The organism is Acinetobacter sp. 766875 (genome assembly GCF_000582055.1).
GTDB lineage: Bacteria > Pseudomonadota > Gammaproteobacteria > Pseudomonadales > Moraxellaceae > Acinetobacter > Acinetobacter nosocomialis.
In genome coordinates this window covers 99,049-123,291 of record NZ_JEXX01000006.1, presented here as the reverse complement: position 1 = coordinate 123,291, position 24,243 = coordinate 99,049, and the positions used below count along the sequence as shown (strand labels likewise).

At 40.9% G+C, this 24,243-nt stretch carries 24 protein-coding genes; 20 read left to right on the top strand and 4 right to left on the bottom strand.

The features are described 5' to 3' along the window. Window positions 1-109: 109 nt before the first annotated feature. Genes J576_RS07855 through bfmS form a run of 3 tightly spaced genes read left to right on the top strand, consistent with a single transcriptional unit; the run spans window position 110 to window position 2,711 of the window. Complete coding sequence (locus tag J576_RS07855) at window positions 110-316, top strand: hypothetical protein (protein ID WP_017393245.1); 207 nt, start codon at window positions 110-112, stop codon at window positions 314-316. Then, window positions 313-1,029 (top strand): response regulator transcription factor BfmR, encoded by a 717-nt coding sequence (bfmR, locus tag J576_RS07850; RefSeq protein WP_000076440.1) that lies wholly within the window; start codon window positions 313-315, stop codon window positions 1,027-1,029. The genes J576_RS07855 and bfmR overlap by 4 nt, the downstream gene beginning before the upstream one ends. Window positions 1,030-1,061: 32 nt before the next feature. Next, window positions 1,062-2,711: a sensor histidine kinase BfmS gene (bfmS, locus tag J576_RS07845; RefSeq protein ID WP_033855549.1), complete on the top strand. Its 1,650-nt coding sequence runs from the start codon at window positions 1,062-1,064 to the stop codon at window positions 2,709-2,711. 21 nt (window positions 2,712-2,732) lie between these two features. Here bfmS and J576_RS07840 read toward each other — a convergent pair whose 3' ends face one another. After that, window positions 2,733-3,086: a hypothetical protein gene (locus J576_RS07840; protein ID WP_002050462.1), complete on the bottom strand. Its 354-nt coding sequence runs from the start codon at window positions 3,084-3,086 to the stop codon at window positions 2,733-2,735. Window positions 3,087-3,178: 92 nt separating this feature from the next. Continuing rightward, complete coding sequence (locus J576_RS07835) at window positions 3,179-4,561, bottom strand: sensor domain-containing diguanylate cyclase (RefSeq protein WP_212750204.1); 1,383 nt, start codon at window positions 4,559-4,561, stop codon at window positions 3,179-3,181. 466 nt (window positions 4,562-5,027) lie between these two features. On the opposite strand from J576_RS07835, the gene ndhC reads away from it, so the two are divergent. The 16 genes from ndhC to J576_RS07755 all read left to right on the top strand — a co-directional run bounded on the left by ndhC (window position 5,028) and on the right by J576_RS07755 (window position 21,854). Further along, window positions 5,028-5,579 (top strand): NADH-quinone oxidoreductase subunit A, encoded by a 552-nt coding sequence (ndhC, locus tag J576_RS07830; protein ID WP_002050273.1) that lies wholly within the window; start codon window positions 5,028-5,030, stop codon window positions 5,577-5,579. A 6-nt stretch (window positions 5,580-5,585) separates the two neighbouring features. Further along, window positions 5,586-6,263, top strand: a complete 678-nt coding sequence (locus tag J576_RS07825) for a NuoB/complex I 20 kDa subunit family protein (RefSeq protein WP_002050353.1) — start codon at window positions 5,586-5,588, stop codon at window positions 6,261-6,263. Window positions 6,264-6,347: 84 nt separating this feature from the next. Next, window positions 6,348-8,135: an NADH-quinone oxidoreductase subunit C/D gene (gene nuoC, locus J576_RS07820; protein WP_002050296.1), complete on the top strand. Its 1,788-nt coding sequence runs from the start codon at window positions 6,348-6,350 to the stop codon at window positions 8,133-8,135. Between the two features lie 13 nt (window positions 8,136-8,148). Next, complete coding sequence (nuoE, locus tag J576_RS07815) at window positions 8,149-8,658, top strand: NADH-quinone oxidoreductase subunit NuoE (RefSeq protein WP_002050341.1); 510 nt, start codon at window positions 8,149-8,151, stop codon at window positions 8,656-8,658. Continuing rightward, window positions 8,655-9,986: an NADH-quinone oxidoreductase subunit NuoF gene (gene nuoF / locus J576_RS07810; protein WP_002050452.1), complete on the top strand. Its 1,332-nt coding sequence runs from the start codon at window positions 8,655-8,657 to the stop codon at window positions 9,984-9,986. The genes nuoE and nuoF overlap by 4 nt, the downstream gene beginning before the upstream one ends. Before the next feature lie 11 nt (window positions 9,987-9,997). Further along, on the top strand, window positions 9,998-12,682 hold the full coding sequence (gene nuoG / locus J576_RS07805) for an NADH-quinone oxidoreductase subunit NuoG (RefSeq protein WP_002050437.1): 2,685 nt from the start codon (window positions 9,998-10,000) through the stop codon (window positions 12,680-12,682). A gap of 3 nt (window positions 12,683-12,685) precedes the next feature. Continuing rightward, window positions 12,686-13,702 (top strand): NADH-quinone oxidoreductase subunit NuoH, encoded by a 1,017-nt coding sequence (gene nuoH / locus J576_RS07800; RefSeq protein ID WP_002050372.1) that lies wholly within the window; start codon window positions 12,686-12,688, stop codon window positions 13,700-13,702. An 18-nt stretch (window positions 13,703-13,720) separates the two neighbouring features. Next, the gene (gene nuoI, locus J576_RS07795) at window positions 13,721-14,263 is read left to right on the top strand and encodes an NADH-quinone oxidoreductase subunit NuoI (RefSeq protein WP_000276693.1); all 543 of its coding nucleotides are present in this window, start codon (window positions 13,721-13,723) and stop codon (window positions 14,261-14,263) included. Continuing rightward, window positions 14,263-14,781 carry an NADH-quinone oxidoreductase subunit J gene (gene nuoJ, locus J576_RS07790; protein ID WP_014205902.1) on the top strand — a complete coding sequence of 173 codons (519 nt, stop codon included), beginning with the start codon at window positions 14,263-14,265 and terminating at the stop codon, window positions 14,779-14,781. The genes nuoI and nuoJ overlap by 1 nt, the downstream gene beginning before the upstream one ends. Further along, on the top strand, window positions 14,781-15,089 hold the full coding sequence (gene nuoK / locus J576_RS07785) for an NADH-quinone oxidoreductase subunit NuoK (protein ID WP_000529822.1): 309 nt from the start codon (window positions 14,781-14,783) through the stop codon (window positions 15,087-15,089). The genes nuoJ and nuoK overlap by 1 nt, the downstream gene beginning before the upstream one ends. Further along, window positions 15,086-16,975: an NADH-quinone oxidoreductase subunit L gene (nuoL, locus tag J576_RS07780; RefSeq protein ID WP_004888613.1), complete on the top strand. Its 1,890-nt coding sequence runs from the start codon at window positions 15,086-15,088 to the stop codon at window positions 16,973-16,975. Before nuoK ends, nuoL begins: the two co-directional genes overlap by 4 nt. A gap of 1 nt (window position 16,976) precedes the next feature. After that, window positions 16,977-18,575, top strand: a complete 1,599-nt coding sequence (gene nuoM, locus J576_RS07775) for an NADH-quinone oxidoreductase subunit M (RefSeq protein ID WP_002050326.1) — start codon at window positions 16,977-16,979, stop codon at window positions 18,573-18,575. Between the two features lie 2 nt (window positions 18,576-18,577). Beyond that, a complete protein-coding gene (gene nuoN / locus J576_RS07770) occupies window positions 18,578-20,074 on the top strand; it encodes an NADH-quinone oxidoreductase subunit NuoN (RefSeq protein WP_002050422.1) in 1,497 nt (498 codons plus the stop codon). Between the two features lie 100 nt (window positions 20,075-20,174). Then, window positions 20,175-20,810: a uracil phosphoribosyltransferase gene (gene upp / locus J576_RS07765; protein WP_002050313.1), complete on the top strand. Its 636-nt coding sequence runs from the start codon at window positions 20,175-20,177 to the stop codon at window positions 20,808-20,810. A gap of 117 nt (window positions 20,811-20,927) precedes the next feature. Further along, complete coding sequence (locus tag J576_RS07760) at window positions 20,928-21,221, top strand: cold shock domain-containing protein (protein ID WP_002050402.1); 294 nt, start codon at window positions 20,928-20,930, stop codon at window positions 21,219-21,221. 156 nt (window positions 21,222-21,377) lie between these two features. Next, window positions 21,378-21,854: an excalibur calcium-binding domain-containing protein gene (locus J576_RS07755; RefSeq protein WP_228128191.1), complete on the top strand. Its 477-nt coding sequence runs from the start codon at window positions 21,378-21,380 to the stop codon at window positions 21,852-21,854. An 11-nt stretch (window positions 21,855-21,865) separates the two neighbouring features. Here the strand turns inward: J576_RS07755 and gigC are convergent, their stop codons facing one another. Beyond that, on the bottom strand, window positions 21,866-22,753 hold the full coding sequence (gene gigC / locus J576_RS07750) for a LysR family transcriptional regulator GigC (RefSeq protein ID WP_002050411.1): 888 nt from the start codon (window positions 22,751-22,753) through the stop codon (window positions 21,866-21,868). A gap of 85 nt (window positions 22,754-22,838) precedes the next feature. Between gigC and J576_RS07745 the strand changes: the two genes are divergently transcribed. Beyond that, a complete protein-coding gene (locus J576_RS07745) occupies window positions 22,839-23,600 on the top strand; it encodes a ferredoxin--NADP reductase (RefSeq protein WP_002050307.1) in 762 nt (253 codons plus the stop codon). A gap of 47 nt (window positions 23,601-23,647) precedes the next feature. On the opposite strand, the gene J576_RS07740 is transcribed toward J576_RS07745, so the two are convergent. Continuing rightward, window positions 23,648-24,067: a hypothetical protein gene (locus J576_RS07740; protein WP_170318166.1), complete on the bottom strand. Its 420-nt coding sequence runs from the start codon at window positions 24,065-24,067 to the stop codon at window positions 23,648-23,650. Between the last annotated feature and the right edge of the window lie 176 nt (window positions 24,068-24,243).

Genomic DNA, 24,243 nt, shown 5'->3' with positions numbered 1-24,243 from the left:
ACTTATAGATAACTTTGTGGATAACTCAAAAAACAAACACTTGAGTGAATTTAAATTCATCTAAGAAATAATTTGTTTAATATTCATACATAAGAAATATGAATAGATTATGACATATAAGAATAATAAACAGATATCAAAAATACTTGAAAATTCAAAGGTTAATAAAATGCAACAAAACATGGTTGTCATGTATCAGTTTGGTGAACGCCTACTTGTTTACAATGTAAACGTGTGTATATTGCAAATGATAAACGAATGTATCTGCAAGATTTTTAAGATGCATGTAATGAGATTTATAGGGGCAATGATATGAGCCAAGAAGAAAAGTTACCAAAGATTCTGATCGTTGAAGACGACGAGCGTTTAGCGCGATTAACTCAAGAATATTTAATCCGCAACGGTTTGGAAGTTGGTGTAGAAACTGACGGTAACCGTGCAATTCGTCGTATTATTAGTGAACAACCAGATCTTGTGGTCTTGGATGTCATGTTGCCGGGTGCAGATGGTTTAACCGTTTGTCGTGAAGTTCGTCCACACTACCATCAACCAATTTTGATGTTGACTGCACGTACTGAAGACATGGACCAAGTACTTGGTCTAGAAATGGGTGCAGACGATTATGTCGCTAAACCAGTTCAACCACGTGTATTATTAGCGCGTATTCGTGCACTATTACGTCGCACAGATAAAACTGTTGAAGATGAAGTTGCTCAACGTATCGAGTTTGACGACCTAGTCATCGACAATGGCGGCCGCTCTGTAACGTTAAACGGTGAACTTGTTGACTTTACAAGTGCTGAATATGACTTGTTATGGTTGCTTGCATCAAACGCTGGTCGTATTTTATCGCGTGAAGATATCTTCGAACGTTTACGTGGTATCGAATACGATGGTCAAGACCGTTCAATCGACGTACGTATTTCACGTATTCGTCCAAAAATTGGCGATGATCCTGAAAATCCAAAACGTATTAAAACTGTACGTAGTAAAGGTTACTTGTTTGTTAAAGAAACCAATGGATTGTAAAATCTGATTAAACTTCCTATAAGGTTGGTCGAGTGTTTAAACACAGTATATTCCTGCGAATATATGCGGGGCTGGTAATTCTTGTTGTTTTGGTGGCTGTTTTTGGGTATTTACTGGTACAAATTATCAACTACCAACGCGCACAAGAATACCGAGAATCTTTAACTGATGGTATTTCTTATGTCATTAGTGAAGGGGTCGCTCGACAACCTGGGAAGCAGCAAAAGATAGATTGGATTTCTGATGCATCTGATTTGCTCGAACTTCCAATTTACTATACTGATGCAAGTAAGGTTGAATTGTCTCGAACCGAGAAAAAGCGGATTGAAGCACAAAAATCTGTTGTTCGTTACGATGCCAGTAATAGCATTGCATATGTCATTATTGGTTTGCGTGACGACCCACAACATTACTTATCTATAAAAGTCGACAAAATTAGTGAACGCCAAATGAAGGCTCTTCCTATTTTTGTACTCGACTACTTAATGTTTTATCCGGGGCAGGAACAAGAGTACCTTGCCAAGATTCAAAAACACTTTTCATATCCAATCAATATTCAAAACATTCAAGATGTAAATCTGGACTCTGAACAGATTGGGCGTTTACGCCAAGACCAAAGTGTCATGTTGTATAAAGATAGTGCAACAGTACGTGGTACGACCATTTCGATTGTCTCTCCAATCCCGAATCATCCTGCACAAGTGTTAGTGTTGGGTCCTGTTCCAATGTTTAACTGGATGCCTTTACAGCTTTCTGCGGGTATTACCTTATTTAGCTTATTCTTATTAAGTTTGGGTGTTTACGGTTTGATTTTGCCGCTAGAGCGCAAAATTCGACAAGTGCGTTATGCATTAAACCGTATGAAATCGGGTGATTTGTCATTGCGTGTTCCGATTGAAGGAAGTGACGAAATGGCTAACTTGGCTTCAAGTTATAACAATATGTCTGATCATATCCAGCGTTTGATTGAAGCTCAACGTGAGTTAATGAGAGCGGTATCTCATGAACTCAGAACGCCTGTGGCACGTATTCGCTTCGGTACGGAAATGTTAGCCGAAGAAGATGACTACAATCACCGTATGCATCAGGTCGATATGATTGATAAAGATATTGAAGCACTTAATACCTTAATTGATGAAATCATGACTTATGCAAAACTAGAGCAGGGTACACCTTCGCTAGATTTTGCAGAAATTGTGCTCTTTGAAGTGTTAGATCAGGTTGCTGTTGAAACCGAAGCGTTAAAAACACAGAAAGAAATTGAGCTTATTCCACCGCCTTTATATGTGAAAGTAGATGCAGAGCGTCGTTACCTTCACCGTGTTGTACAAAACCTAGTAGGTAATGCTGTTCGTTATTGTGATAACAAAGTGCGTATTACTGGCGGTATTCACAGAGATGGCATGGCTTTTGTCTGTGTTGAAGATGATGGTCCCGGTATTCCTGAACAAGATCGTAAACGTGTATTTGAAGCCTTTGCACGTTTAGATGATAGCCGTACACGTGCATCTGGTGGGTATGGTTTAGGACTTTCGATTGTAAGCCGTATTGCTTATTGGTTTGGTGGTGAAATTAAAGTAGATGAAAGCCCAAGCTTGGGAGGCGCACGTTTTATCATGACGTGGCCAGCACATCGCTTTAAACAGCCGCCATTAAAGGCAAATAAAAAAGCACCTGCATAAGGTGCTTTTTTATTGGTTTATTTATAATTGAGTGGCATCAGGTTCTAAAATTGGTTTCCCGCTTCTTAAACTGTTTAGCGCATCTGTATTAAAGTCAATTAACAGCGAATTGTTTTTAGCATCGATTTGATATTTTTGAATAAGAGGCTGGTCTCCATTCAAAGTTTCAACTCTATATGAATCCGCAATATGTAAAATGCCTTCTAGATTTGTTGTGGTTGACGCGAAATCTTGTCTAAAAATTTCATAGACATCTCGCAAGTCAAAAATGGCATTATCTGCATCTGGGTGTTTTTGAATATAGCTTTCTATATGTCGCACGAGTAATTGTGCAAACAAGTAATAGTCTGGTTTATGCGTATATTCTAGATTCATACATTTTTCTCCTTATTATCTGTTATTAGCATACATGGCAAAACAGAAGTTATTGTATAAAATTCATTACACTAGATAATGACTTTAAAATATTACAAAGAAATAAAAACTCGGTTACGACCTTGGCGCTTTGCTTGATAGAGTGCGTCATCTGCTTCTTTAAACAAGCTTTCAATAGATCGGTGGTAGTTTGGAGAATATAAGCTAATGCCAATACTGACCTGTACAAAAATAGGTAATTTGCCATAAACATATATTGGTTGCTGACTAATTTTAATGCGTATTCTTTCTGCAAGTTCAAAAGCAGCTTCTTTAGTCGTGTCAGGAATAAAAATTGCGAATTCCTCACCTCCAAAACGACCCAGTAAATCATGAGGGTGCAGAATATTTTGTATGGTGGTTACACAGGTTTGTAAGGCTCTATCACCTATCAAGTGACCATAACTGTCATTCACCTTTTTAAAATGATCGACATCCAACATAAAAAATGCAGAGGTTTTATGTTCTTTTTGTACTTTTTCTTGGAGTAAACGAACCGATTGTAAAAACTGACGTCGAGTTAAACTCGATGTGAGTTCATCATGGGCAATAGCATGTTGTAATTTTTGAATTAATTCAGAATGAAGTGCACTAATACTGGAAACAGTAAGTGGTGCAATGGTCATCATGATTAGCCCTATACGGATAGAAATAGTATTGCTTAAATAATCTTGTGGATACAGTAATAAATAATGACCAGAGACATGATAAATAATATACGCACTCGTAAAAGAAGTAATGAGAGCCACAATGATGGGTTTATAGCGTATAGCGCACCAGATTAATGCGGCAATTGGATAGAGTAGGGAACCTGGACCTGAGTCATAATAACTGACAGCTATTGAAATGAGGACAGCCAATAAAGGCAGAAAATCAACAGCCTTTACATATACTTGATTACCTTTAATGTAGTTTTTTATTTTAAGGTAAGGAGGGAAATTTAAAATGATTGGCAATAACAGTAAGGCATTTTGAAGTTCTGATGTGACCCAATAACCAAATTCAGCCCAAAAACTGCCAATCATAAATTTGGTATTAAACATCGGTACAAAAGTTGCTGCAAAAAAAGCACCGGTTATGCTACCAATACCGCACAGAGCAAATAAAACCAAGTAAGAATAGCCTCGATAGGCAGCTTTTATATAACGGCCAAATAACATTGCAAGTGCTAATGTCATGACGACATATAGGTAATTTGAGGCAGTTAAAATAAGGGTGAGAAAAAGAGGAGTGCCCTTAATTAAATCGGCAATCATGTAACCGATAAAAGCTCCTGCAAAACTACCGACTTGTCGTGTTTGCGGAAATCGAATGAGTAGACCTAAAAATACGGAGTTAGCAGGCCAGAAAAATGCAAGAAAACTAAGGGGGCGGGATGCAATTCCAATAAAGCAGCATATTGAAATAATGAGAGTAAATAGGAAAAAAAACTTCAGGGAAGAAGAAAATTAAAATTCACGAAGTGAGTATGGCATCAGCTGCCCTTAATGATAAACACTCTTATCCAAGAGTAATAAAATATTAATGCATGATTAAACATTCATCATAATTCAGAGGGGAAGATGAATACAATAAAAAACCGTCTAATATTATAAAAAAGTAAGGTGTTTATTTTGACCGATTGAGCAATTGTGCAAATAATATTAAAAATCAAAAAATGAAAAAAATCATTACAACTAAGAAAACTATCAAATAAACCGATTATAAGCGGTGAAACCCCCTCTACAAGACATAGAACAATACTTTTGATTGGAAAATCATCCAAAAGACTAAGACGCTTCAACTAGCATGCGAAATTAGAAATCAGGTACAATTGGCGGGATTAATTTTGTGTTTGGTGTATTCAAAGGCCAATACATACATTCTTTGTTAAATAATAGGCCTGCCAGGAGTTATCCCCGCATGAGTGCCATTACTCCATACGACTGGGCGATTATCGCCTTCGTGATCGGCGTTACATTTCTTTGCGTCTTTATGCTCACAGTTCCCTTACTCCTCGGGGGAAAATCGTGGGGACGTGCTAAGCAAGAGCAGTTTGAATCAGGTGTCGTGAGTGCTGGTGGCGCTCGCATTCGCCTGTCTGCAAAGTTCTATCTAGTTGCAATTTTCTTCGTGGTTTTCGACTTAGAGGCCCTTTACCTCTATGCATGGTCTACTTCTGTGCGTGAAGTAGGGTGGTTGGGATATACCACTGTTGTAATCTTTGTCGTTGATCTATTAATTGCGCTTGTTTATGCCTTCTCTGTAGGTGCTTTAAGTTGGGCACCGGCAGATCGCCGTAAATTAGCTGGTGAGAAGATTAAAGTCGGTTCACCAACAATGGACATTGCTGAAATTACACGCTTTAACTCTATTGAAGAGCTCGTAACTGACCCTACTGGCCAGATTCCAGCCCAATCATCAGGTCGTGTTAAGTCAAAAACTACACCTGCATTGTCATCTGAAAAGGAGTAAGTCGGGATGAAATATACTCTGACCCGCGCGAATCCGGATGCTGATCAATACCCATTGCAAGAACGCCAAATTGTGACTGATCCGCTTGAAGAGGAAGTGAATAAAAACGTATTCATGACTCGTTTAGAGGATGTCTTGCATACAGCAGTAAACTGGGGACGTAAAAACTCTTTGTGGCCATTTAACTTTGGTACCTCATGTTGTTACGTTGAATATGCAACGACTTTAACAGGCGTGCATGACTTGTCCCGTTTCGGTGCAGAGGTTATTCGTGCTTCACCTCGTCAGGCTGACTTGATGATTGTTGCAGGTACATGCTTTGTAAAAATGGCTCCGGTTATTCAACGTTTGTATGAACAAATGTTAGAACCTAAATGGGTTATTTCAATGGGTGCTTGTGCAAACTCTGGAGGTATGTACGACATCTATTCAGTAGTACAAGGTGTAGACAAAATTATTCCTGTTGACGTGTACGTCCCAGGTTGTCCGCCTCGTCCTGAAGCATTAATTCAAGCGTTAATGCTTTTGCAAGACCAGATTCAATTAGAGCGACGCCCGCTTTCTGCCGTGATTGGTGATGATCTTCAGCCAGTGTATAAGCCAAAGATGATGCCAGAACGTGATCGTAAGAATGCGCAGCGTATTGCCGTTAAAAACTTACGCTCTATGGATGAGATTAAATAATCTTTTGACGGTGTTTTGACATATCTGACCGATATGTTCATCGAGAAAATTGACAGAATTTGTATTAAATAGGAAGCCAAGCCAATGGCTGAAACTGACATTGCTATGCCAGAATCAACACCAGTTGATTCACGCCCAGCATTTGCAATCGTAGAAGAGCTCAAAACCAAGTTTGGTGAGAACTTCTATGTGCAGGCGACTTTTGAAGAGTTTCCAACAGTCTGGGTTGAGCGCGCACGCGTGCAAGAAGTCCTCATGTTCCTGCGTAAAGTGGAACGTCCTTATGTAATGCTGTTTGACTTATCAGCGATGGATGAGCGTTTACGTCAACATCGTGATGGTTTACCAGCATCTGACTTCACTGTGTTCTATCATTTATTATCGCTTGAGCGTAATAGTGACATTCGTATCAAGGTTGCCTTGAACGAAAATGATCTTAGCCTCCCGACAGCGACAAATATCTGGCCAAATGCCAACTGGTATGAACGTGAAGCTTACGATATGTTCGGTATCAATTTCGAAGGGCATCCAATGCTCCGTCGTATCTTGTTGCCAACTTATTGGGAAGGTCACCCGCTTCGTAAAGAATATTCAGCACGTGCGACAGAATATACGCCGTATATGCAAGACAAAGCGAAGCAAGATTTCGAACAGGAACATTTACGCTTTGTACCTGAAGACTGGGGTCTTAAGCGTGGTAACGCTGATGAAGACTTCATGTTCTTGAACTTGGGTCCTAACCATCCATCTGCACACGGTGCGTTCCGTATTGTATTGCAGTTAGATGGCGAAGAAGTGAAAGACTGTGTTCCTGATATCGGTTATCACCACCGCGGTGTGGAAAAGATGGCTGAGCGTCAAACATGGCACTCTTTCATTCCTTATACTGACCGTGTTGACTACTTGGGTGGTTGTGCGCAAAACATGCCATATGTAATGGCAGTTGAACAGCTTGCAGGAATTAAAGTTCCTGAGCGTGCACAAGTGATTCGTGTCATGTTGAACGAATTGTTCCGTATTAATAACCACTTACTTTACTGTGGTACGGCAATTCAGGATGCCGGTGGTATGACACCAGTATTCTATATGTTCGCAGACCGTCAAAAAGTATACGACATTGTTGAAGCAATTACGGGTTACCGTATGCACCCAGCATGGTTCCGTATTGGTGGTACAGCACACGACCTTCCAAATAACTGGCAAAAACTTGTTAAAGAATTGCTAGAGTGGATGCCAAAACGTCTCAACGAATACTACACAGCTGCGCTTAAAAACTCTGTGTTTATTGGTCGTACACGTAATGTTGCTCAATACGATGCAAAATCTGCGCTTGCATGGGGTGTAACTGGTACTGGTTTACGTGCAACCGGTATTGATTTCGACGTTCGTAAATATCGTCCATACAGTGGCTATGAAAACTTTGATTTTGATGTGCCAGTTGAGTATGAAGGCGATGCGTACGCTCGTGTTCTTGTTCACTTCCGTGAAATTACTGAGTCACTCAAAATTATCAAACAGTGTTTGGATAACATGCCTTCTGGTCCATATAAAGCGGATCACCCATTGGCTGTTCCACCACCAAAAGATAAGACGTTACAAGATATTGAAACTTTGATTACGCACTTCTTGAGCGTGTCATGGGGTCCTGTCATGCCTGCTGGTGAAGCGTCATTCATGACTGAAGTTGTGAAAGGTGCAAGTACTTATTACTTGACTTCGGATAAGGCAACGATGAGTTATCGTACTCGTATCCGTACACCGACGTTTACTCACTTACAGCAAATTCCTTCAGTGATTAACGGCAGTTTAGTGTCTGACTTAATCATTTATCTGGCGACCATTGACGTGGTTATGGCTGACGTGGATCGCTAAGAGGTAACGCAAAATGATGATTCTGACTGATAAAAAACCACGTGTGAATGTTGAAGGGATTTTGACTGCTGAAGAAATCCATGAAATTGAACATCACATTGGTCACTATCCATACCCACGTGCAGCTTCTTTAGATGCATTAAAGTGCGTACAGCGCCGTAACGGTTGGGTAGATGATGCTCAAATGAACGCCATCGCACAATTATTGACGATTAGTGTGGCAGATTTAGAAGGTGTAGCAACGTTCTACAACCGTATCTATCGCCAGCCTGTAGGTCGTCACGTAATTTTGCTTTGTGACTCGATTGCTTGCTTCTTAATGGGTGCTGAAACATTAGCTGAAGCATTCCAGCGTGAATTAGGTATTCAGTTTGGTCAAACGACACAAGATGGTCGTTTTACACTGCTCCCAATTTGCTGCTTAGGCAACTGTGACAAAGGCCCAACGTTAATGATTGATGAAGATACTCACGGTTTAGTTGAAGTGACATCAGTCAAACAGTTATTGGAGAAGTATGTATGAATACTGAACCAAAACCAATTTATGGCGACGGTAATCCGGAAACTCATCCACTGACTTGGCGTTTAAGCAAACAAGATGCCGTACATAGCGCTGACGACTATGAAGCACTTGACGGTTATGCTGGCTTTAAAAAAGCATTAGGCATGAAACCCGCTGAAGTGCTTGAAGTCATTAAAGCTGCAACTGTAAAAGGTCGTGGTGGTGCAGGCTTCCCAGCAGGGATCAAATGGTCTCTTATGGCGCCAAACGATGGTGGCCCACGTTACTTGATCTGTAACGCCGATGAGATGGAACCAGGTACCTTTAAAGACCGTTTGTTGATGGAAAAACTTCCTCATCAATTGATCGAAGGTATGTTAATTGCAGGTTATACCTTAGAAGCAACTCAAGGCTATATCTTTATTCGTGGCGAATACATCGAAGCTGCTCAATACCTAAATGAAGCGCTTGAGCAAATTCGCGCTAAAGGTTACTTAGGTGACAACATTTTAGGTTCTGGCTGGAACTTCGAGTTACACGTACATACTGGTGCAGGTCGTTATATCTGCGGTGAAGAAACTGCATTGATTAACTCACTTGAAGGTCGTCGTGCTAACCCACGTACTAAACCGCCATTCCCGCAAGTTGCTGGTGCATGGGGTCGTCCTACGATTGTGAACAACGTTGAAACTTATAACAACTTGCCAGCAATCATGCTTCGTGGTCCAGAGTGGTATATCGGTTTATCAGCTGGTAAATCAAAAGACCCAGGCACTAAGATTTATGGTGCGTCAGGTAAAGTTAAATTCCCTGGTCTTTGGGAACTACCATTTGGTACGACTGCACGTGAAGTAATCGAAGATCATGCCGGTGGTATGCGTGAAGGCTTAAAGCTTAAAGCATGGTTACCAGGTGGTGCGTCAACTGACTTTTTACCTGCAGATACCATTGATTTACCAATGGATGCTGAAACCATTATGAAAGCAGGTTCTCGTTTAGGAACATGTTTATTGATGGTGGTAGACGAGACTCAATGTATGGTGTCGTTGACCCGTAATCTTGAAGAATTCTTTGCGCGTGAATCATGCGGTTTCTGTACACCGTGCCGTGATGGTTTGCCATGGGCTGTTAAAGCGCTTAAAGCACTTGAAACAGGTGAAGGTAAGAAAGAAGATATCGATCATTTACAAGAACTTACTCGTAAGTTATGGATTGGTAAAACTTTCTGTGCCCACGCACCAGGTGCGATGGAGCCGCTTATGGGCGCACTCAAACATTTCCGTAGCGAGTTTGAAGCGAAAGTGACGAATCGTCCTGTCGTGCAAACTAGCAACGTAGAACAAGCTTAAGGGATTCGACTATGGCTACAATTCATGTCGATGGAAAATCGTACGAAGTCAATGGATCAGAAAACTTGCTACAAGCATGTTTATCCCTTGGCATTGATATTCCGTATTTTTGTTGGCACCCATCCTTAGGTTCTGTTGGTTCATGTCGTCAATGTGCCGTAACTCAGTATGCAAATCCTGAAGATACGCGCGGACGTCTTGTGATGTCATGTATGACACCAGCATCTGACAATACCTATATCTCGATTGAAGACAAAGAAGCAACGGATTTTCGTGAATCTATCGTTGAGTTCTTAATGACCAACCACCCACATGACTGTCCGGTGTGTGAAGAGGGTGGTCACTGTCATTTACAAGATATGACTGTAATGACTGGTCATGACCGTCGTCGCTATCGTTTTACTAAGCGTACACATTACAACCAAGAACTAGGCTCATTCATTGCGCATGAAATGAACCGTTGTATTGCTTGTTACCGTTGTGTTCGTTACTACAAAGACTATGCGGGCGGTACAGACTTTGGTGTGTTTGCCAATGCATCGCGTGTTTACTTTGGTCGTCCAGAATCAGGCACTTTAGAATCTGAATTCTCTGGTAACTTGACTGAAGTATGTCCAACAGGTGTATTTACCGATAAGACTCATTCAGAGCGCTATAACCGTAAATGGGATATGCAATATGCACCAAGCGTGTGTCATGGCTGTTCTTCAGGTTGTAACATCTCTCCGGGTGAGCGTTATGGCGAAATCCGTCGTGTAGAAAACCGTTTCAATGGTTCGGTTAACCAATACTTCCTTTGTGACAAAGGCCGTTTTGGCACAGGTTATGTAAACCGTGCAGATCGTCCACGTCAACCTCAGTTCCGTAATGGCGAAACAGTAGCAACTGTTTCTGTTGACCAAGCTTTAGATCAAGCAATTGCGAAACTTGAAGGTAAAAAAGTTTTAGGTATCGGTTCACCACGTGCAAGCTTAGAATCAAACTATGCATTACGTGAACTTGTAGGCCAGGCAAACTACTCAACAGGTGTTGCACAAAAAGAGCAAAAACTTGTTGAACTTGCTGCTTCAATCATGCAAACAGAAGGTGTTTACAACCCGAACATGCGTGAAATTGAAAGCTATGATGCAGTATTAATTTTGGGTGAAGATTTAACCCAAACTGCACCACGTATGGCTTTGTCAGTTCGTCAAGCTGCGAAAAACAAAGCTCGCGAAATGGCTGCAAAAACACGTACGCCAGATTGGTTGGCTGAACCAGTACAACGTATTGGTCAGGAAGCGAAATCTCCGATCTATATTTTGGCTGCAACTCAAACTCGTCTTGCTGATGTTGCAACTGGTGAAGTTGTTGCCTCTCCAAATGACATTGCGCGTTTAGGTTTTGCAGTTGCTGCGGCAGTTAAAGGTGAAACAGTTAATGGTTTAGATGACGATGCAAAAGCATTTGCTCAAACTATTGCAGACACTTTAAAAGCAGCAAACAAACCGTTAATTATTGCGGGTACGAGCTTGCAAGATGCTTCAATTATGGAAGCTGCAGCAGAGTTAACGCAAAACCTTGGCTCAAAAGCTGGTTTAAGCCTTGTAGTTCCTGAAGTGAACTCTATGGGCTTGGCATTGTTTGGTGGCTTAAGCCTTGAACAAGCATTTGCTCAAGACTACGACACACTTGTTATTGTTGAAAATGACTTGTTCCGTCGTTTACCAGCTGCTCAAGTTAAAGCAGCACTTGATAAAGCTGAAACAGTAATCGTGCTTGATCACAGCGAAACAGAAACTGTGAAACAGGCGGATATTGTGCTTTCAGCAGCAAGCTTTGCCGAAGGTGATGGTACTGTTGTAAGCCAAGAAGGTCGTGCTCAGCGCTTCTATCAAGTTTACGATCCAAGCTACTACAAACCTGAATACGCGATTAAAGAATCTTGGCGTTGGTTGCATGCCATTGAAACTGGTCTTAAAGGTAAGCCAGTTGATTGGACATTGCTTGATGACGTGATTGAAAGTATCGTTAAAAATGTTCCGGTACTTGAAGCAATTCAAGATGTTGCACCAGATGCAGGCTACCGTGTACATGGTTTGAAAATTGCTCGTGAACCACGTCGCTATTCTGGTCGTACAGCAATTCGTGCACCTTTATCGGTTCATGAACCTAAGCAACCGACAGACCCAGATTCAGCATTAACATTCTCTATGGAAGGTTATGTAGGTCCGCAAAAAGCTTCTTCGCTTGTACCATTTGCGTGGGCGCCAGGTTGGAACTCTCCACAATCTTGGAACAAATACCAAGATGAAGTGGGTGGTCACTTAAAAGGTGGTGATTCAGGCGTTCGTTTATTTGACCGTTTAGCAAAACGTCCAGCACGTAGCTATGTTGCTCCAACTGCAGTAGTTGCAAACCCTGAAAGCTTCCGTCTTGTACCAATGCACCATATTTTTGGTTCTGGTGAATTCACGATTAAAACACCTGCAATGGAAACTCGTATTCCTGAAGCTGTATTTGCTGTAGGCGAACAAGACGCAACGCGTTTGAACCTACAAGAAGGTCAACGTATTACAGTTAAAGCAGGCGAAACTACAGTGAGCTTACCTGTACAAGTAATTGAATATTTACCTACAGGTTATATCGGTTACCCAGTTGGTTTAGCACCGACAGTATCCTTAGCTGAGCCTGTTTCAGTGGCATTAGGAGTGTAATTCATGAATCAAGAAATTATACGTCAAACGCCACTTTGGGCTGAGAACTGGCCAATTGCTTATGCAGTGGTTCAAGCAGTTGTGATTTTGCTTGTCGTTGTACTTGTTGCTGCATTGATGTCTTTTATTGAGCGTCGTTTACTTGCTTGGTGGCAAGACCGTTATGGTCCAAACCGTGTTGGTCCTGGTGGTATGTTCCAGATCGTTGCCGACATGCTTAAGATCATGTTCAAAGAAGACTGGACACCAAAATTTGCCGATAAATTAACTTTCCGTTTAGCTCCGGCAGTTGCGATGGCAACTGCGGTGCTTTCGTTCATGGTTATTCCTGTAAGCCCTGCATTGGGTGTTGCAGACATGAGCATCGGTCTGTTGTTCTTTATGGCTATGGCTGGTATTGCGGTTTATGCAGTGTTATTCGGTGGTTGGTCATCAAATAACAAATATTCATTACTCGGTGGTTTGCGTTCAGCTGCTCAAACAATTTCTTATGAAGTGTTCTTGGGCATCTCGTTAATGGGCGTAGTTGCAATCGCTGGTTCATTTAACCTTCGTGAAATTGTTGAAGCTCAACGTGACGTTTGGTTCATCATTCCACAATTCTTAGGTTTCTTGATTTTCGTGGTTGCTGGTGTTGCGGTAACTCACCGTCACCCATTTGACCAACCCGAAGCAGAACAAGAATTGGCTGAAGGTTACCATGTTGAATATGGCGGTATGAAATGGGGTATGTTCTTCGTTGCTGAATATGTAAACGTCGTACTTATCTCTGCATTGATCGTGACTTTATTCTTTGGTGGCTGGTTAGCGCCATTCAATTTAGAAATTCCATTTATTCCACCAGTGTTCTGGTTTGTGATTAAAACAGCATTCTTCGTAATGATGTTTGTATTGGCACGTGGTTCTTTAATGCGTCCACGTTACGACCAAGTCATGAACTTCGGTTGGAAAATTTGTTTGCCGCTGGCGTTGGTTAACCTATTGGTAACTGGTGCTGTGATTCTGATGAATCAGGCCTAAGACAGCAGGGAGTACAAAATGTATAAAATTCTAGCTGGAGTTGGGTCAATCGTTCGGACGTTATTCATGGTATTTACCCATGGTTTCCGTAAACGTGACACAATTCTTTATCCAGAAGTACCAGCAGAGGAAATTGTACCACCTCGCTATCGTGGTCGTATTATCTTGACGCGTGACCCAGATGGGGAAGAGCGTTGTGTGGCATGTAACCTTTGTGCGGTTGCATGTCCAGTTGGCTGTATTTCACTGCAAAAAGCTGAAAAAGAAGACGGTCGTTGGTATCCGGAGTTTTTCCGTATCAACTTCTCTCGTTGTATCTTCTGCGGTATGTGTGAAGAAGCATGTCCAACGACAGCGATTCAGTTAACTCCAGATTTCGAGTTGGGCGAATACGTACGTCAAGACCTCGTATATGAGAAAGAAAACTTACTCATTTCAGGTCCAGGTAAATACCCAGACTACAACTTCTACCGTGTAACTGGTATGGCAATTAACGGTAAAGAGAAAGGTCAAGCACAAAAAGAAAGTGCACCAATCGATGTACGGAGTCTATTACCATGATGTGGCCGTTTTATTTGATGGCGCTCGTGGCCATCGTTTCTACGGTTCGTGTAGTGACTAACACGAACCCTGTACATGCATTGCTTAGTCTGATTGTTTCATTACTAGCTGTTGCTGGTATTTTCATGATCGTAGGTGCGCCGTTTGCCGGCGCCCTCGAAATCATTGTTTATGCTGGTGCGATTATGGTCTTGTTCGTATTCGTTGTGATGATGCTTAACTTAGGGCAACACACTGTGGAACAAGAGCGTAAATGGCTTTCTTCAGATGCTTGGGCATATCCAGCACTCATGAGCTTTTTACTTGGCTTGCTTTTAGTTTGGATGCTTGGTGGTGAATATACAACCATCTCTGCACCACTTGGAGCACAAGTAATTGGACCAAAAGTTGTTGGTCAAGCGCTCTTTACTCACTACTTATTATTGGTTGAAGTTGCCGCGATGTTATTGCTAGCAGCCCTTGTTGCAGCATACCACTTAGGTAAACGTGAACCAGGTGCAGAAGAGGAAAAAGAATAATGGGCCAGATCCCTTTAGAACATGGTTTGATTGTTGCAACCATTCTTTTTGCACTCGGTTTTTACGGTGTAATGGTGCGACGCAACCTACTATTTATGTTAATGAGCCTTGAAATCATGATGAATGCTGCTGCGTTAGCATTCGTTCTTGCGGGTAGCGTATGGGCACAACCAGATGGACAAGTCATGTTCATTCTGATTTTAACCCTTGCTGCGGCAGAGGCGTGTATCGGTCTTGCGATTGTCCTTCAGTTCTATCATCGCTTCCATCATTTGGATGTGGATGCTGCTAGTGAGATGCGCGGATGAGTTATTTATATCTAACAGTATTATTTCCGCTAATCGGTTTTATTTTATTGGCGGCAGGGCGTGATAAGCTCTCTGAAAATGTTGCAGCAATTATTGGTGTGGGTTCTGTAGGTTTATCTGCATTATTTGCATTGATTGCTGGTATGGCATTTACCAACAGCGGCCAACAGGTTTTTGTTCAAAACCTTTGGACATGGTTCAATGTTGGTGGTTTCGCTCCTGGCATTAGCTTACATTTAGATGGCTTATCTTTACTCATGATGGGCATGATCACAGGTGTTGGTTTCCTAATCCACATCTTTGCATCATGGTACATGCGTGGTGAAGAAGGTTATGCGCGCTTCTTCTCTTATTTCAACCTATTCGTTGCAAGCATGCTTGTGCTTGTATTGGGTGACAACTTAGCGTTGTTATTCTTAGGTTGGGAAGGCGTAGGTCTATGCTCTTACTTGCTGATTGGTTTCTATTATGCAAACCCTGCAAATGGTTGGGCAGCGATCAAAGCATTTACAGTTACCCGTGTAGGTGACGTATTCCTACTTATCGCTTTATTCTTGCTTTACCAACAATTTGGTACGCTTAATACTCAGTACATCGTTGAACACGCAGCAGAAGTCATGACGAAGAGTTCGTCACTTACTATCTGGACTGCATTAATGTTGTTCTTAGGTGCTGCTGGTAAATCTGCTCAAATTCCATTGCAAACATGGTTGGCAGATGCGATGGCAGGTCCAACACCTGTTTCTGCATTAATCCACGCAGCAACAATGGTAACGGCTGGTGTGTACTTATGCTGCCGCCTATTCAGCGTATTTGAGCTTGCACCTGAAGTGATGCAATTCATTTCGGTAACAGGCGCTGTAACTTTATTAGTTGCAGGTTTTGCTGCTCTCGTGCAAACAGACATCAAACGTATTTTGGCTTACTCAACAATGAGTCAGCTTGGTTATATGTTTATGGCTGTAGGTGCAGAAGCGTATCAAGCTGGCCTGTTCCACATGTTAGCTCACGCATTCTTCAAAGCATTATTATTCTTGTCTTCTGGTGCAGTTATTCTTGCTTACCATCACGAACAGAACATTTTCAAAATGGGCGGTTTGTTCTACAAAAACAAATTCCTATTTGCATGTTTCGCGATTGGTGGCGGTGCATTAGCAGCGATTCCATTCTTAACAATCGGCTTCTTCTCAAAAGATGCGATTCTTGGTGAAGTTTGGGTACAAGGTCAATCAATTGCTCTATACCACACTTTATATTGGGCTGGTGTAGCAGGTGCATTCCTGACTTCAATCTATACCTTCCGTTTAATCTGGGTTGTATTCTTCGGTAAAGAAAATACGCATTACCATGAGATTAAAGGTGCAACTTACTGGGCGCCATTAGGTATCTTGGCAGTATTGTCTACTTTTGTGGGTGCTGCATTAAAAGGTCCAGTAGCTGGTATTTTAAATACAGCAAAAATTCCTGAATTCCATGTTGCTGAACAATTTGTAGAGGGCATGCATGGGGCAGAGCATTTAGCTGTAGGCATTGCGCTTGTTGGTTTAGCTGTGGGTATTGGTCTATTTGCATTTGCTTACGGTGCAGTGAAATCATTTGCTCAAACAAGTCTTGGTGCTGGCTTAGCTCATATTTGTCGTACTGCATTTGGTTTCGATGCGTTGTATGACATCGTTTTTGTTAAACCTTATTTATTCTTCGCCAAACTATTTGGTCGTGATCCGATTGACAGCTTATGGCTTGTTCTTCCTGCGCTTGTTAAAGGCGGAAACAGTTTCACAAGCTCACGTCAAACAGGTTCATTGCGTGAATACGCATCAAGCATGTCACTCGGTGTAGTGGTGTTATTGATGATCTTGATCGTTATTCAGGTAGTGGGGAAATAAAATGGAAAACAATTTAATTTTACCCGCGCTGATCCTTGTTCCGTTCATTGCAGGTTTTACTTGTTGGTTAGTCGATAAACTCGACAAAACTTTGCCACGCTGGATTGCCTTAATTGGTATGCTCATTACCTTGGGCTTAGGTCTTGCACTTTGGCAAAATGGTACTTATAGCTACGAGTTGGGCTCGAAAGTCCCAACTTGGTCAGCCGAGTTCTATTTACCGTGGATTAAGTCTCTTGGTATTGGCATTCACTTAGCAGTGGATGGTTTGTCTTTACTCATGGTGTTGTTAACAGCTTTACTGGGTGTACTTGCTGTTGGATGTTCATGGGGCGAGATTCAAAAGAATGTTGGTTTCTTCCACTTAAACTTATTATGGAGTTTAGGTGGCGTTATTGGCGTGTTCTTGGCAATTGATTTGTTCCTATTCTTCTTCTTCTGGGAGATGATGCTTGTACCAATCTACTTCTTGATTGCATTATGGGGTCATAAGGGTTCAAACGGCCGTTCACGTGTTTACGCTGCAACTAAGTTCTTCTTATATACACAAATCGCTGGTTTAGTGATGTTAATCGGTATCCTTGGCCTTGTGGTCTATGGTTACATGATGACTGGTATGATCGGTTTTGATTACAACTATTTATTAGCTGTAGCGAATCGTTTACCTGCTGGCTTCGCGTATGGTTTCATGATCTGCTTCTTTATCGGTTTTGCAGTGAAGTTACCAGTTTTCCCATTGCATGGCTGGTTACCAGATGCGCATGCTCAAGCTCCTACAGCGGGTTCTGTAGACTTGGCTGGTATCTTGATTAAGACTGCAGCGTACGGTTTGCTCCGTTTTGTAATTCCATTCTTCCCGGCAGCTTCTGCACAGTTTGCAGATATCGCGATTATTTTCGGTTTGATTGGTATTTTCTACGGCGCTTGGTGTGCTTACCAGCAAACTGACATGAAGCGTTTACTTGCGTATACGTCGATTTCACACATGGGCTTCATTTTACTTGCAATCTATGCAGGTAATATTTTGACCTTCCAAGGTTTAATGATCATGATGTTGGCACATGGTTTGTCATCTGCTGCATTGTTCATTATGTCTGGTCAAATCTACGAGCGCTTGCATACACGTGATTTGCGTTTGATGGGTGGTCTTCGTGGTCAACTCCAATACTTACCATTCTTCTTAATGTTCTTCGTAGCTGCTCTTGTTGGTGTGCCAGGTTTAGGTAACTTTATTGGTGAATTCCTGATTTTGATGGGTTCATTCAATAAATATCCTGCCTTCACGATTCTTGCTTCTATCAGCCTTGTATTTGCAGGTTTATATGGCTTGATCTTGATTCACCGTGCTTTATTTGGTGAGCCAAACCCTGAACAAAAGCAACACTACACTAGTCCATTAAAAGACTTATCTGCTCGTGAAGTTGTTATTTTGATGATTTGTGCGATTGGTCTCGTTTGGCTTGGTATCTTCCCGCAAACATTCTTGGATGTATCTCATTCAAGTATGCAGTGGTTGGTCAATAGTTATGTGCCAGTACAAGAAGTCGTTGAAACTGTTCAGCAAACAGCTACTCAACTTGACCATGTGGAGATCCAATAATCATGAACTTCACAGTATCATTCTCTACGCTTATGCCTTTAGCACCGGTGATGATTGTTGCTTTGACAACAGTCGTCGTCATGTTGTTAATTTCAATTAAACGTAACCATAATTTAATCGCAACAACTTCTGTTGTCGGTTTAAACCTTGCTGCACTTTATATCTTGCTAGAACTATTTGGCGGTAAATTTGTACCGGCAAATGTGATGGGCATGTTTATGGTTGATCCATTTACTTTGTTCTATCAGTTCATGATTCTAGTTGCATCATTGGCTTGTTGTACTTTGTCTCATGCTTATATCGAGACTTATAAAGACAACCGCGAAGAACTCTATCTTCTGTTACTTGCTTCTGTAGCTGGTGCAATGTTGATGGTTGCAAGTTCTCATTATGCATCTTTCTTCATTAGCCTTGAGTTAATGTCGATTCCTGTATATGGCTTACTTGCTTATACATATCAACGTAGCCAATCGCTTGAAGCGGGTATTAAGTACCTTGTACTTTCTGCAACAGCTTCTGCAATGTTGTTGATGGGGATGGCGTATATCTACGCTTACACTGGTTCGCTTTCATTCTATGATTCTGTTCAAGCTTTATTTGGCGCAATCAAACAGCCAATGGTGTTATTAGGTTTAGCACTTATTATCTTTGCTGTTGCATTCAAATTATCGCTTGCACCGTTCCACAAATGGACACCAGATGTATATGCAGGTGCACCGGCTCCAATGGCAACTTTCTTAGCGACTGCTGCTAAGGTTGCGACTATTGGTTTGTTCGTACGTTATTTGCTTGCTTCTGGCGCAATCATGGTGAACTCGCTAGTGACTGTTTTGACAATCATTGCCGTATTGTCAATTTTAGTCGGTAACTTGCTCGCTGTTCGTCAAGTGAACTTAAAACGTATTTTAGGTTATTCATCTATTGCTCACTTTGGTTATTTGTTAATTGCTTTAATTAGCATGACATATGCGAGCTTAGGTAGTGTAACTGTGTATGTGGTGACTTATGTATTAACCACTATTGGTGCCTTTGGTGCAGTAGCGTTAATGTCTAGCCCATATAACAACGTAGATGAAGCTCAAAGCCTTGCAGACTACCGTGGTTTGTTCTGGCGCCGTCCAGTACTTACAGCAACATTAACAGTCATGATGTTATCTTTGGCTGGTATTCCATTAACAGCGGGCTTCATTGGTAAGTTCTTGGTTGTTATGGCTGCTGTAACGACTCAACACTGGTTCTTAGCTGCAATGATTATTGTAGGTAGTGGTATTGGTTTGTATTACTACTTACGTGTGATGGTTGTTATGTATATGACTCCACCTGAAACTCCTCGTATTGATGCTGATGCACATTGGGGACAAAAAGTGGGTGGTTTAATGGTATTGGCTGCTGCTGCATTAGTGATTATTTTGGGTGTATATCCAGATCCAATGATTAATTTGGCATTAAAAGCAGAAATTTTATCTCCATTACATTTCATGCTTTCACAACAGCAATAATTCTTGTGTACAAAAAAGCCTCCAAATATGGAGGCTTTTTTTTATTGATAGTTAAAAAAAGATTATAATAAATACGTTTTTATATTTTTAGGTAACATCTGTGGCCATTCAAGAAATTCGTCACCCACTTATTCGTCATAAATTAGGTTTATTACGTCGTGCTGACATCAGTACTAAGAATTTCCGTGAGCTTGCTCAAGAAGTGACTATGTTATTGACATATGAAGCAACCAAAGATTTACCAGTTGTGGATTGTGAGATTGAAGGTTGGGCTGGCAATGTTACTACTCAGCGTATTGCTGGTAAAAAAATAACGATTGTACCAATTCTACGTGCAGGTATTGGTATGCTTGATGGCGTACTTAACCTGATTCCAAGTGCCAAAGTCAGTGTGTTAGGTCTTGAACGTGATGAGGCTACGTTAGAAGTACGTACTTACTATAAAAAGTTAGTTCCAGATGTGGCGAACCGTATTGCGATGATTATTGACCCAATGTTAGCAACGGGTAATTCTTTAGTTGCTGCCATTGATGTGCTAAAGGCAAGTGGTTGTAAAGATATTCGTGTTATGGTGTTAGTTGCAGCTCCTGAAGGAATTGCAAAAGTAGAAGCAGCACATCCCGATATTCAGCTTTATACTGCATCTATTGATGATGGCTTAAATGAACATGGTTATATTGTTCCTGGTTTAGGCGATGCTGGCGACAAGATTTTTGGTAGTGTTCAAAAAGATTAATTTTTGACATAGCAATAAAAAGAGACTTCATCAAACCGTATATTTTTTTAAGAGCGGAATTGAAAGTCTCTTTTTATTTACCGCAACGATTGGATGGGAAAAAATAGGGGAAAGATCATGAAGCAAGAGTTTTATGTTGGAAGAGTAAAACAATATAACGCCGATAAGGGATTTGGTTTTATTTCAACCACTGAAGGAGATATTTTCTTTCATATTTCTGATTTCCCTGCATCAGAAGGTGAGCCAAAAAGAAATGAAAAAGTAAGATTTCTTGCAGCGGATAATCAGGGGAAATTTAAAGCGATCAAAATTGAGCGTGTTGACCCAAACCCTGCAAAAACTAAAAAAAATAAAATTTCGGAACACAATAAAGCGATCACCAGTGAGTTATTGTCAAATTTCCGACGCTAGGTGAACTAAGTCTTATGCATTAAAATTACTTAAATAATGTATTAAGCAATTACTTTGGTTGGTGTTTAAAAAAATTAAGAGATTTAGAATTAAGGGAGATATAAGTTTCCCTTAATTTTCTTAAAACGAATAATAAAATTAAAAAAAAGGGGAAATATGAATCAACGGGGAAAAGCCAAACGCAGCAAATTCAAGCTGAGTCCAAGTGAATACATCAGTATATTTACCGTTATTGTCTTAGTCATTGTTGCGTGTGTGAGTTTTATGGTATTGCACTATCGTCAGGAGGCTCAACAACGTGCATCACATGAAAAAGTGCAATTATTAATACAGCAACAGAAGAAGATTATCGAAGCACAGCGCGCAGCTTTGGGTAAATTGCCGGATATTCAACTATCTGAGAAAACGAAAAAGGCTTTAGCATTTACTCCTCAAACAGTTGCTTCTCAAACAGCTCCAGTCCCGGAACGAGTAAATGATGAAACATCAGTTTTTCAGTGTGATGGGCGTGAGTATTGTTCGCAAATGCATTCTTTAGAAGAAGCACGTTGGTTTGTAAGAAATTGTCCGAACACTAAAATGGATGGTGATCATGACGGTGAGCCGTGTGAAAATGACTCACGATGGCATTAGAAAATCAGGCTTTAAGCCTGATCTTCATCGCAGAATTTTAAAAATGCTTTAAGGCCCGGACCTTGATATTTTTGGCGATGCACCAGCATATAAAGCGGACGGGTCAGTTGCCAAAATGGTGTATCTAAAATGACGAGCTGACCTTTTTCACTTAAAGGTTCAATTGCTAATCTAGAAATACAAGACATTCCTAAACCCCCTGCCACTATTTTTAAGATTGCTTCATTGTGACCAAGCGTTAAGCGAATGTTGGCATCGGGTAGATCTTGCAAAATAGCATTATCAAAGACTTCACGAGTACCAGAACCTTCCTCACGTAATATCCATTCTATGTCATGAAAATCTTGAGGCGTAAGTGGGCGATTTAAACGTGTTAAGGGATGATCTGGTGAACAGCACACTGCTAATTCATCATCGCGCCAATGAATACATTGGAGTTGAGGTAAGTGACAAGAACCTTCAATTAAAGCTAAATCTAATTGGAACTGATTCACAGCTTCAATCATTTGGCGTGTGTTACCTACTTGAAGTTGTAAATGTGCTTGCGGATGACGCTGTAAAAAGTTAGCCATTAAATCAGGCATTAAATAGTCACTGATAGTTAGGGTCGCCCCAATACGAAGGTCAATGCTTTGTAACTCACCTTTTGCAGCTTGTTCAAAAGCTTCACAGCGCCCTAATATCTCTAATGCTTGTGGAAGTAAAAAACGTCCAAGATCATTTAGTTGTAAGCGCTTCCCTAAACGATCAAACAAAGGAGCACCTAAGCCGTCTTCTAAATCAGCTAAAGCCATACTTGCTGCACTTTGCGTCAGTCTGACCGCATCACTGGCTTTAGTAACGGTTCCTTCTTGGGCGACTGCTACAAAAACAGCCAACTGGCGTAATGTCATCCGCATGTTTAAAAGCCTTAACGTTTAAAAGTATTCATTATTTCGGCTGTCATGCTAACATGAGCGCACTATTTCATGCCACGTTGAAATCATGTCAATTGAAAAATTTAGCGTAGAAAAAGTTTTATCTGTTCATCGTTGGACCCCAACACTTTTCAGCTTTACCATGACTCGCCCTTCACATTTTAAATTTACCGCAGGTCAGTTTGCGCGTATAGGTTTAAAGGTGGGGGAGGAACTGGTTGTTCGTGCTTATTCGGTGGTGTCTTCTCCATTTGATGAAACGCTAGAGTTCTTCTCAATTGTTGTACCAGACGGTGCCTTCACCTCGAATCTACAGCACTTGAAAGTCGGTGATGAGCTATATTTAGAAAAAATTCCATATGGCTATCTGACTTTGGCGCGTTATCAGCAACCTTTACCGCATGATTTATGGTTATTGGCAACAGGTACTGGTTTGGCTCCATTTTTGTCGATGCTACAAGACTTTGAAACTTGGTCTAATTATCAAAAGATCAATTTGGTCTACAGTGTACGTACAGCAGATGAATTGGCTTATGTTGACCGTATTCAAGAGATTGCCGAAACTTTTGGCGAAGGGCATGTAGGTTTTAAATTTATTCCAATTATTACCCGAGATCCATCTGCGCCGTTGCATGAACGTTTACCGATATTAATTGAAAATGGTGAGTTAGAAAAAGCAGCAAGTCTGGAACTTAATTCAGCAACCAGTCATGTCATGCTATGCGGAAACCCACAAATGGTTGACGATACGAAAGAGGCTTTAAAACGCCGCGGTTTGACGATGAATCGTCGTGGTGAGGGAAATATTGCAGTAGAGAATTATTGGTAAAAACCGAAAGTAAAAATATTTTAAGAGAATTTTTATGGATATGTTTATTAATGGACAAACATATCCATAAATTCACGAATTTCTGAAATTGCACTGTCTACATCTGTTGAAAGCCAAGTTGGCTCAAACAGGCCCGCATAATATTCAAGACGATCTTGAGGAACAACCAAACGAACAGGGCAGTCTTCTTCAAGTAAACGCCATGGTAAAATAGGCACTTCGTTGTCCAGAAATACATTGATATTACGAATATCAACAATCATCGCATTAACACATTCAGGGAATGGCATAACCGAGAACTCTTCGGTACGGCGACGGAAATACTCAAGATCACCCCATTTGAGCTCATAGCTTGGCTTATTAAATTCAATAATACCAATGAGATGGTCATCTCTTGTCTGATGTAAATAACATTGATGTGTGACGTCAGTGTCGAGATCAAGAGTTACGCTTTGCTGACGATACATCATAAGATTGAGTAGCTTTAAAACAAGGGGGCTTATTATAGCCTATTTTATAAAAAGTAAGCGCTAAAACATATTGTATTACAAATCCAACTTCGCAAAAGAATTCGAATAAAGTCAGAATATTTTTTATATAGTCAAAAATAAAGTGGCTAAATTTTATACTAAAAATATTTTTT

Excerpts from the sequence above, each read along its gene's own strand:
- J576_RS07855 (WP_017393245.1), top strand. The coding sequence starts at position 110 with ATGACATATAAGAATAATAAACAGATATCAAAAATACTTGAAAATTCA.
- bfmR (WP_000076440.1), top strand. The coding sequence starts at position 313 with ATGAGCCAAGAAGAAAAGTTACCAAAGATTCTGATCGTTGAAGACGAC.
- J576_RS07840 (WP_002050462.1), bottom strand. The coding sequence starts at position 3,086 with ATGAATCTAGAATATACGCATAAACCAGACTATTACTTGTTTGCACAA.
- ndhC (WP_002050273.1), top strand. The coding sequence starts at position 5,028 with ATGAGTGCCATTACTCCATACGACTGGGCGATTATCGCCTTCGTGATC.
- J576_RS07825 (WP_002050353.1), top strand. The coding sequence starts at position 5,586 with ATGAAATATACTCTGACCCGCGCGAATCCGGATGCTGATCAATACCCA.
- nuoC (WP_002050296.1), top strand. The coding sequence starts at position 6,348 with ATGGCTGAAACTGACATTGCTATGCCAGAATCAACACCAGTTGATTCA.
- nuoE (WP_002050341.1), top strand. The coding sequence starts at position 8,149 with ATGATGATTCTGACTGATAAAAAACCACGTGTGAATGTTGAAGGGATT.
- nuoF (WP_002050452.1), top strand. The coding sequence starts at position 8,655 with ATGAATACTGAACCAAAACCAATTTATGGCGACGGTAATCCGGAAACT.
- nuoG (WP_002050437.1), top strand. The coding sequence starts at position 9,998 with ATGGCTACAATTCATGTCGATGGAAAATCGTACGAAGTCAATGGATCA.
- nuoH (WP_002050372.1), top strand. The coding sequence starts at position 12,686 with ATGAATCAAGAAATTATACGTCAAACGCCACTTTGGGCTGAGAACTGG.
- nuoI (WP_000276693.1), top strand. The coding sequence starts at position 13,721 with ATGTATAAAATTCTAGCTGGAGTTGGGTCAATCGTTCGGACGTTATTC.
- nuoJ (WP_014205902.1), top strand. The coding sequence starts at position 14,263 with ATGTGGCCGTTTTATTTGATGGCGCTCGTGGCCATCGTTTCTACGGTT.
- nuoK (WP_000529822.1), top strand. The coding sequence starts at position 14,781 with ATGGGCCAGATCCCTTTAGAACATGGTTTGATTGTTGCAACCATTCTT.
- nuoL (WP_004888613.1), top strand. The coding sequence starts at position 15,086 with ATGAGTTATTTATATCTAACAGTATTATTTCCGCTAATCGGTTTTATT.
- nuoM (WP_002050326.1), top strand. The coding sequence starts at position 16,977 with ATGGAAAACAATTTAATTTTACCCGCGCTGATCCTTGTTCCGTTCATT.
- nuoN (WP_002050422.1), top strand. The coding sequence starts at position 18,578 with ATGAACTTCACAGTATCATTCTCTACGCTTATGCCTTTAGCACCGGTG.
- J576_RS07760 (WP_002050402.1), top strand. The coding sequence starts at position 20,928 with ATGAAGCAAGAGTTTTATGTTGGAAGAGTAAAACAATATAACGCCGAT.
- J576_RS07755 (WP_228128191.1), top strand. The coding sequence starts at position 21,378 with ATGAATCAACGGGGAAAAGCCAAACGCAGCAAATTCAAGCTGAGTCCA.
- gigC (WP_002050411.1), bottom strand. The coding sequence starts at position 22,753 with ATGCGGATGACATTACGCCAGTTGGCTGTTTTTGTAGCAGTCGCCCAA.
- J576_RS07745 (WP_002050307.1), top strand. The coding sequence starts at position 22,839 with ATGTCAATTGAAAAATTTAGCGTAGAAAAAGTTTTATCTGTTCATCGT.
- J576_RS07740 (WP_170318166.1), bottom strand. The coding sequence starts at position 24,067 with ATGTATCGTCAGCAAAGCGTAACTCTTGATCTCGACACTGACGTCACA.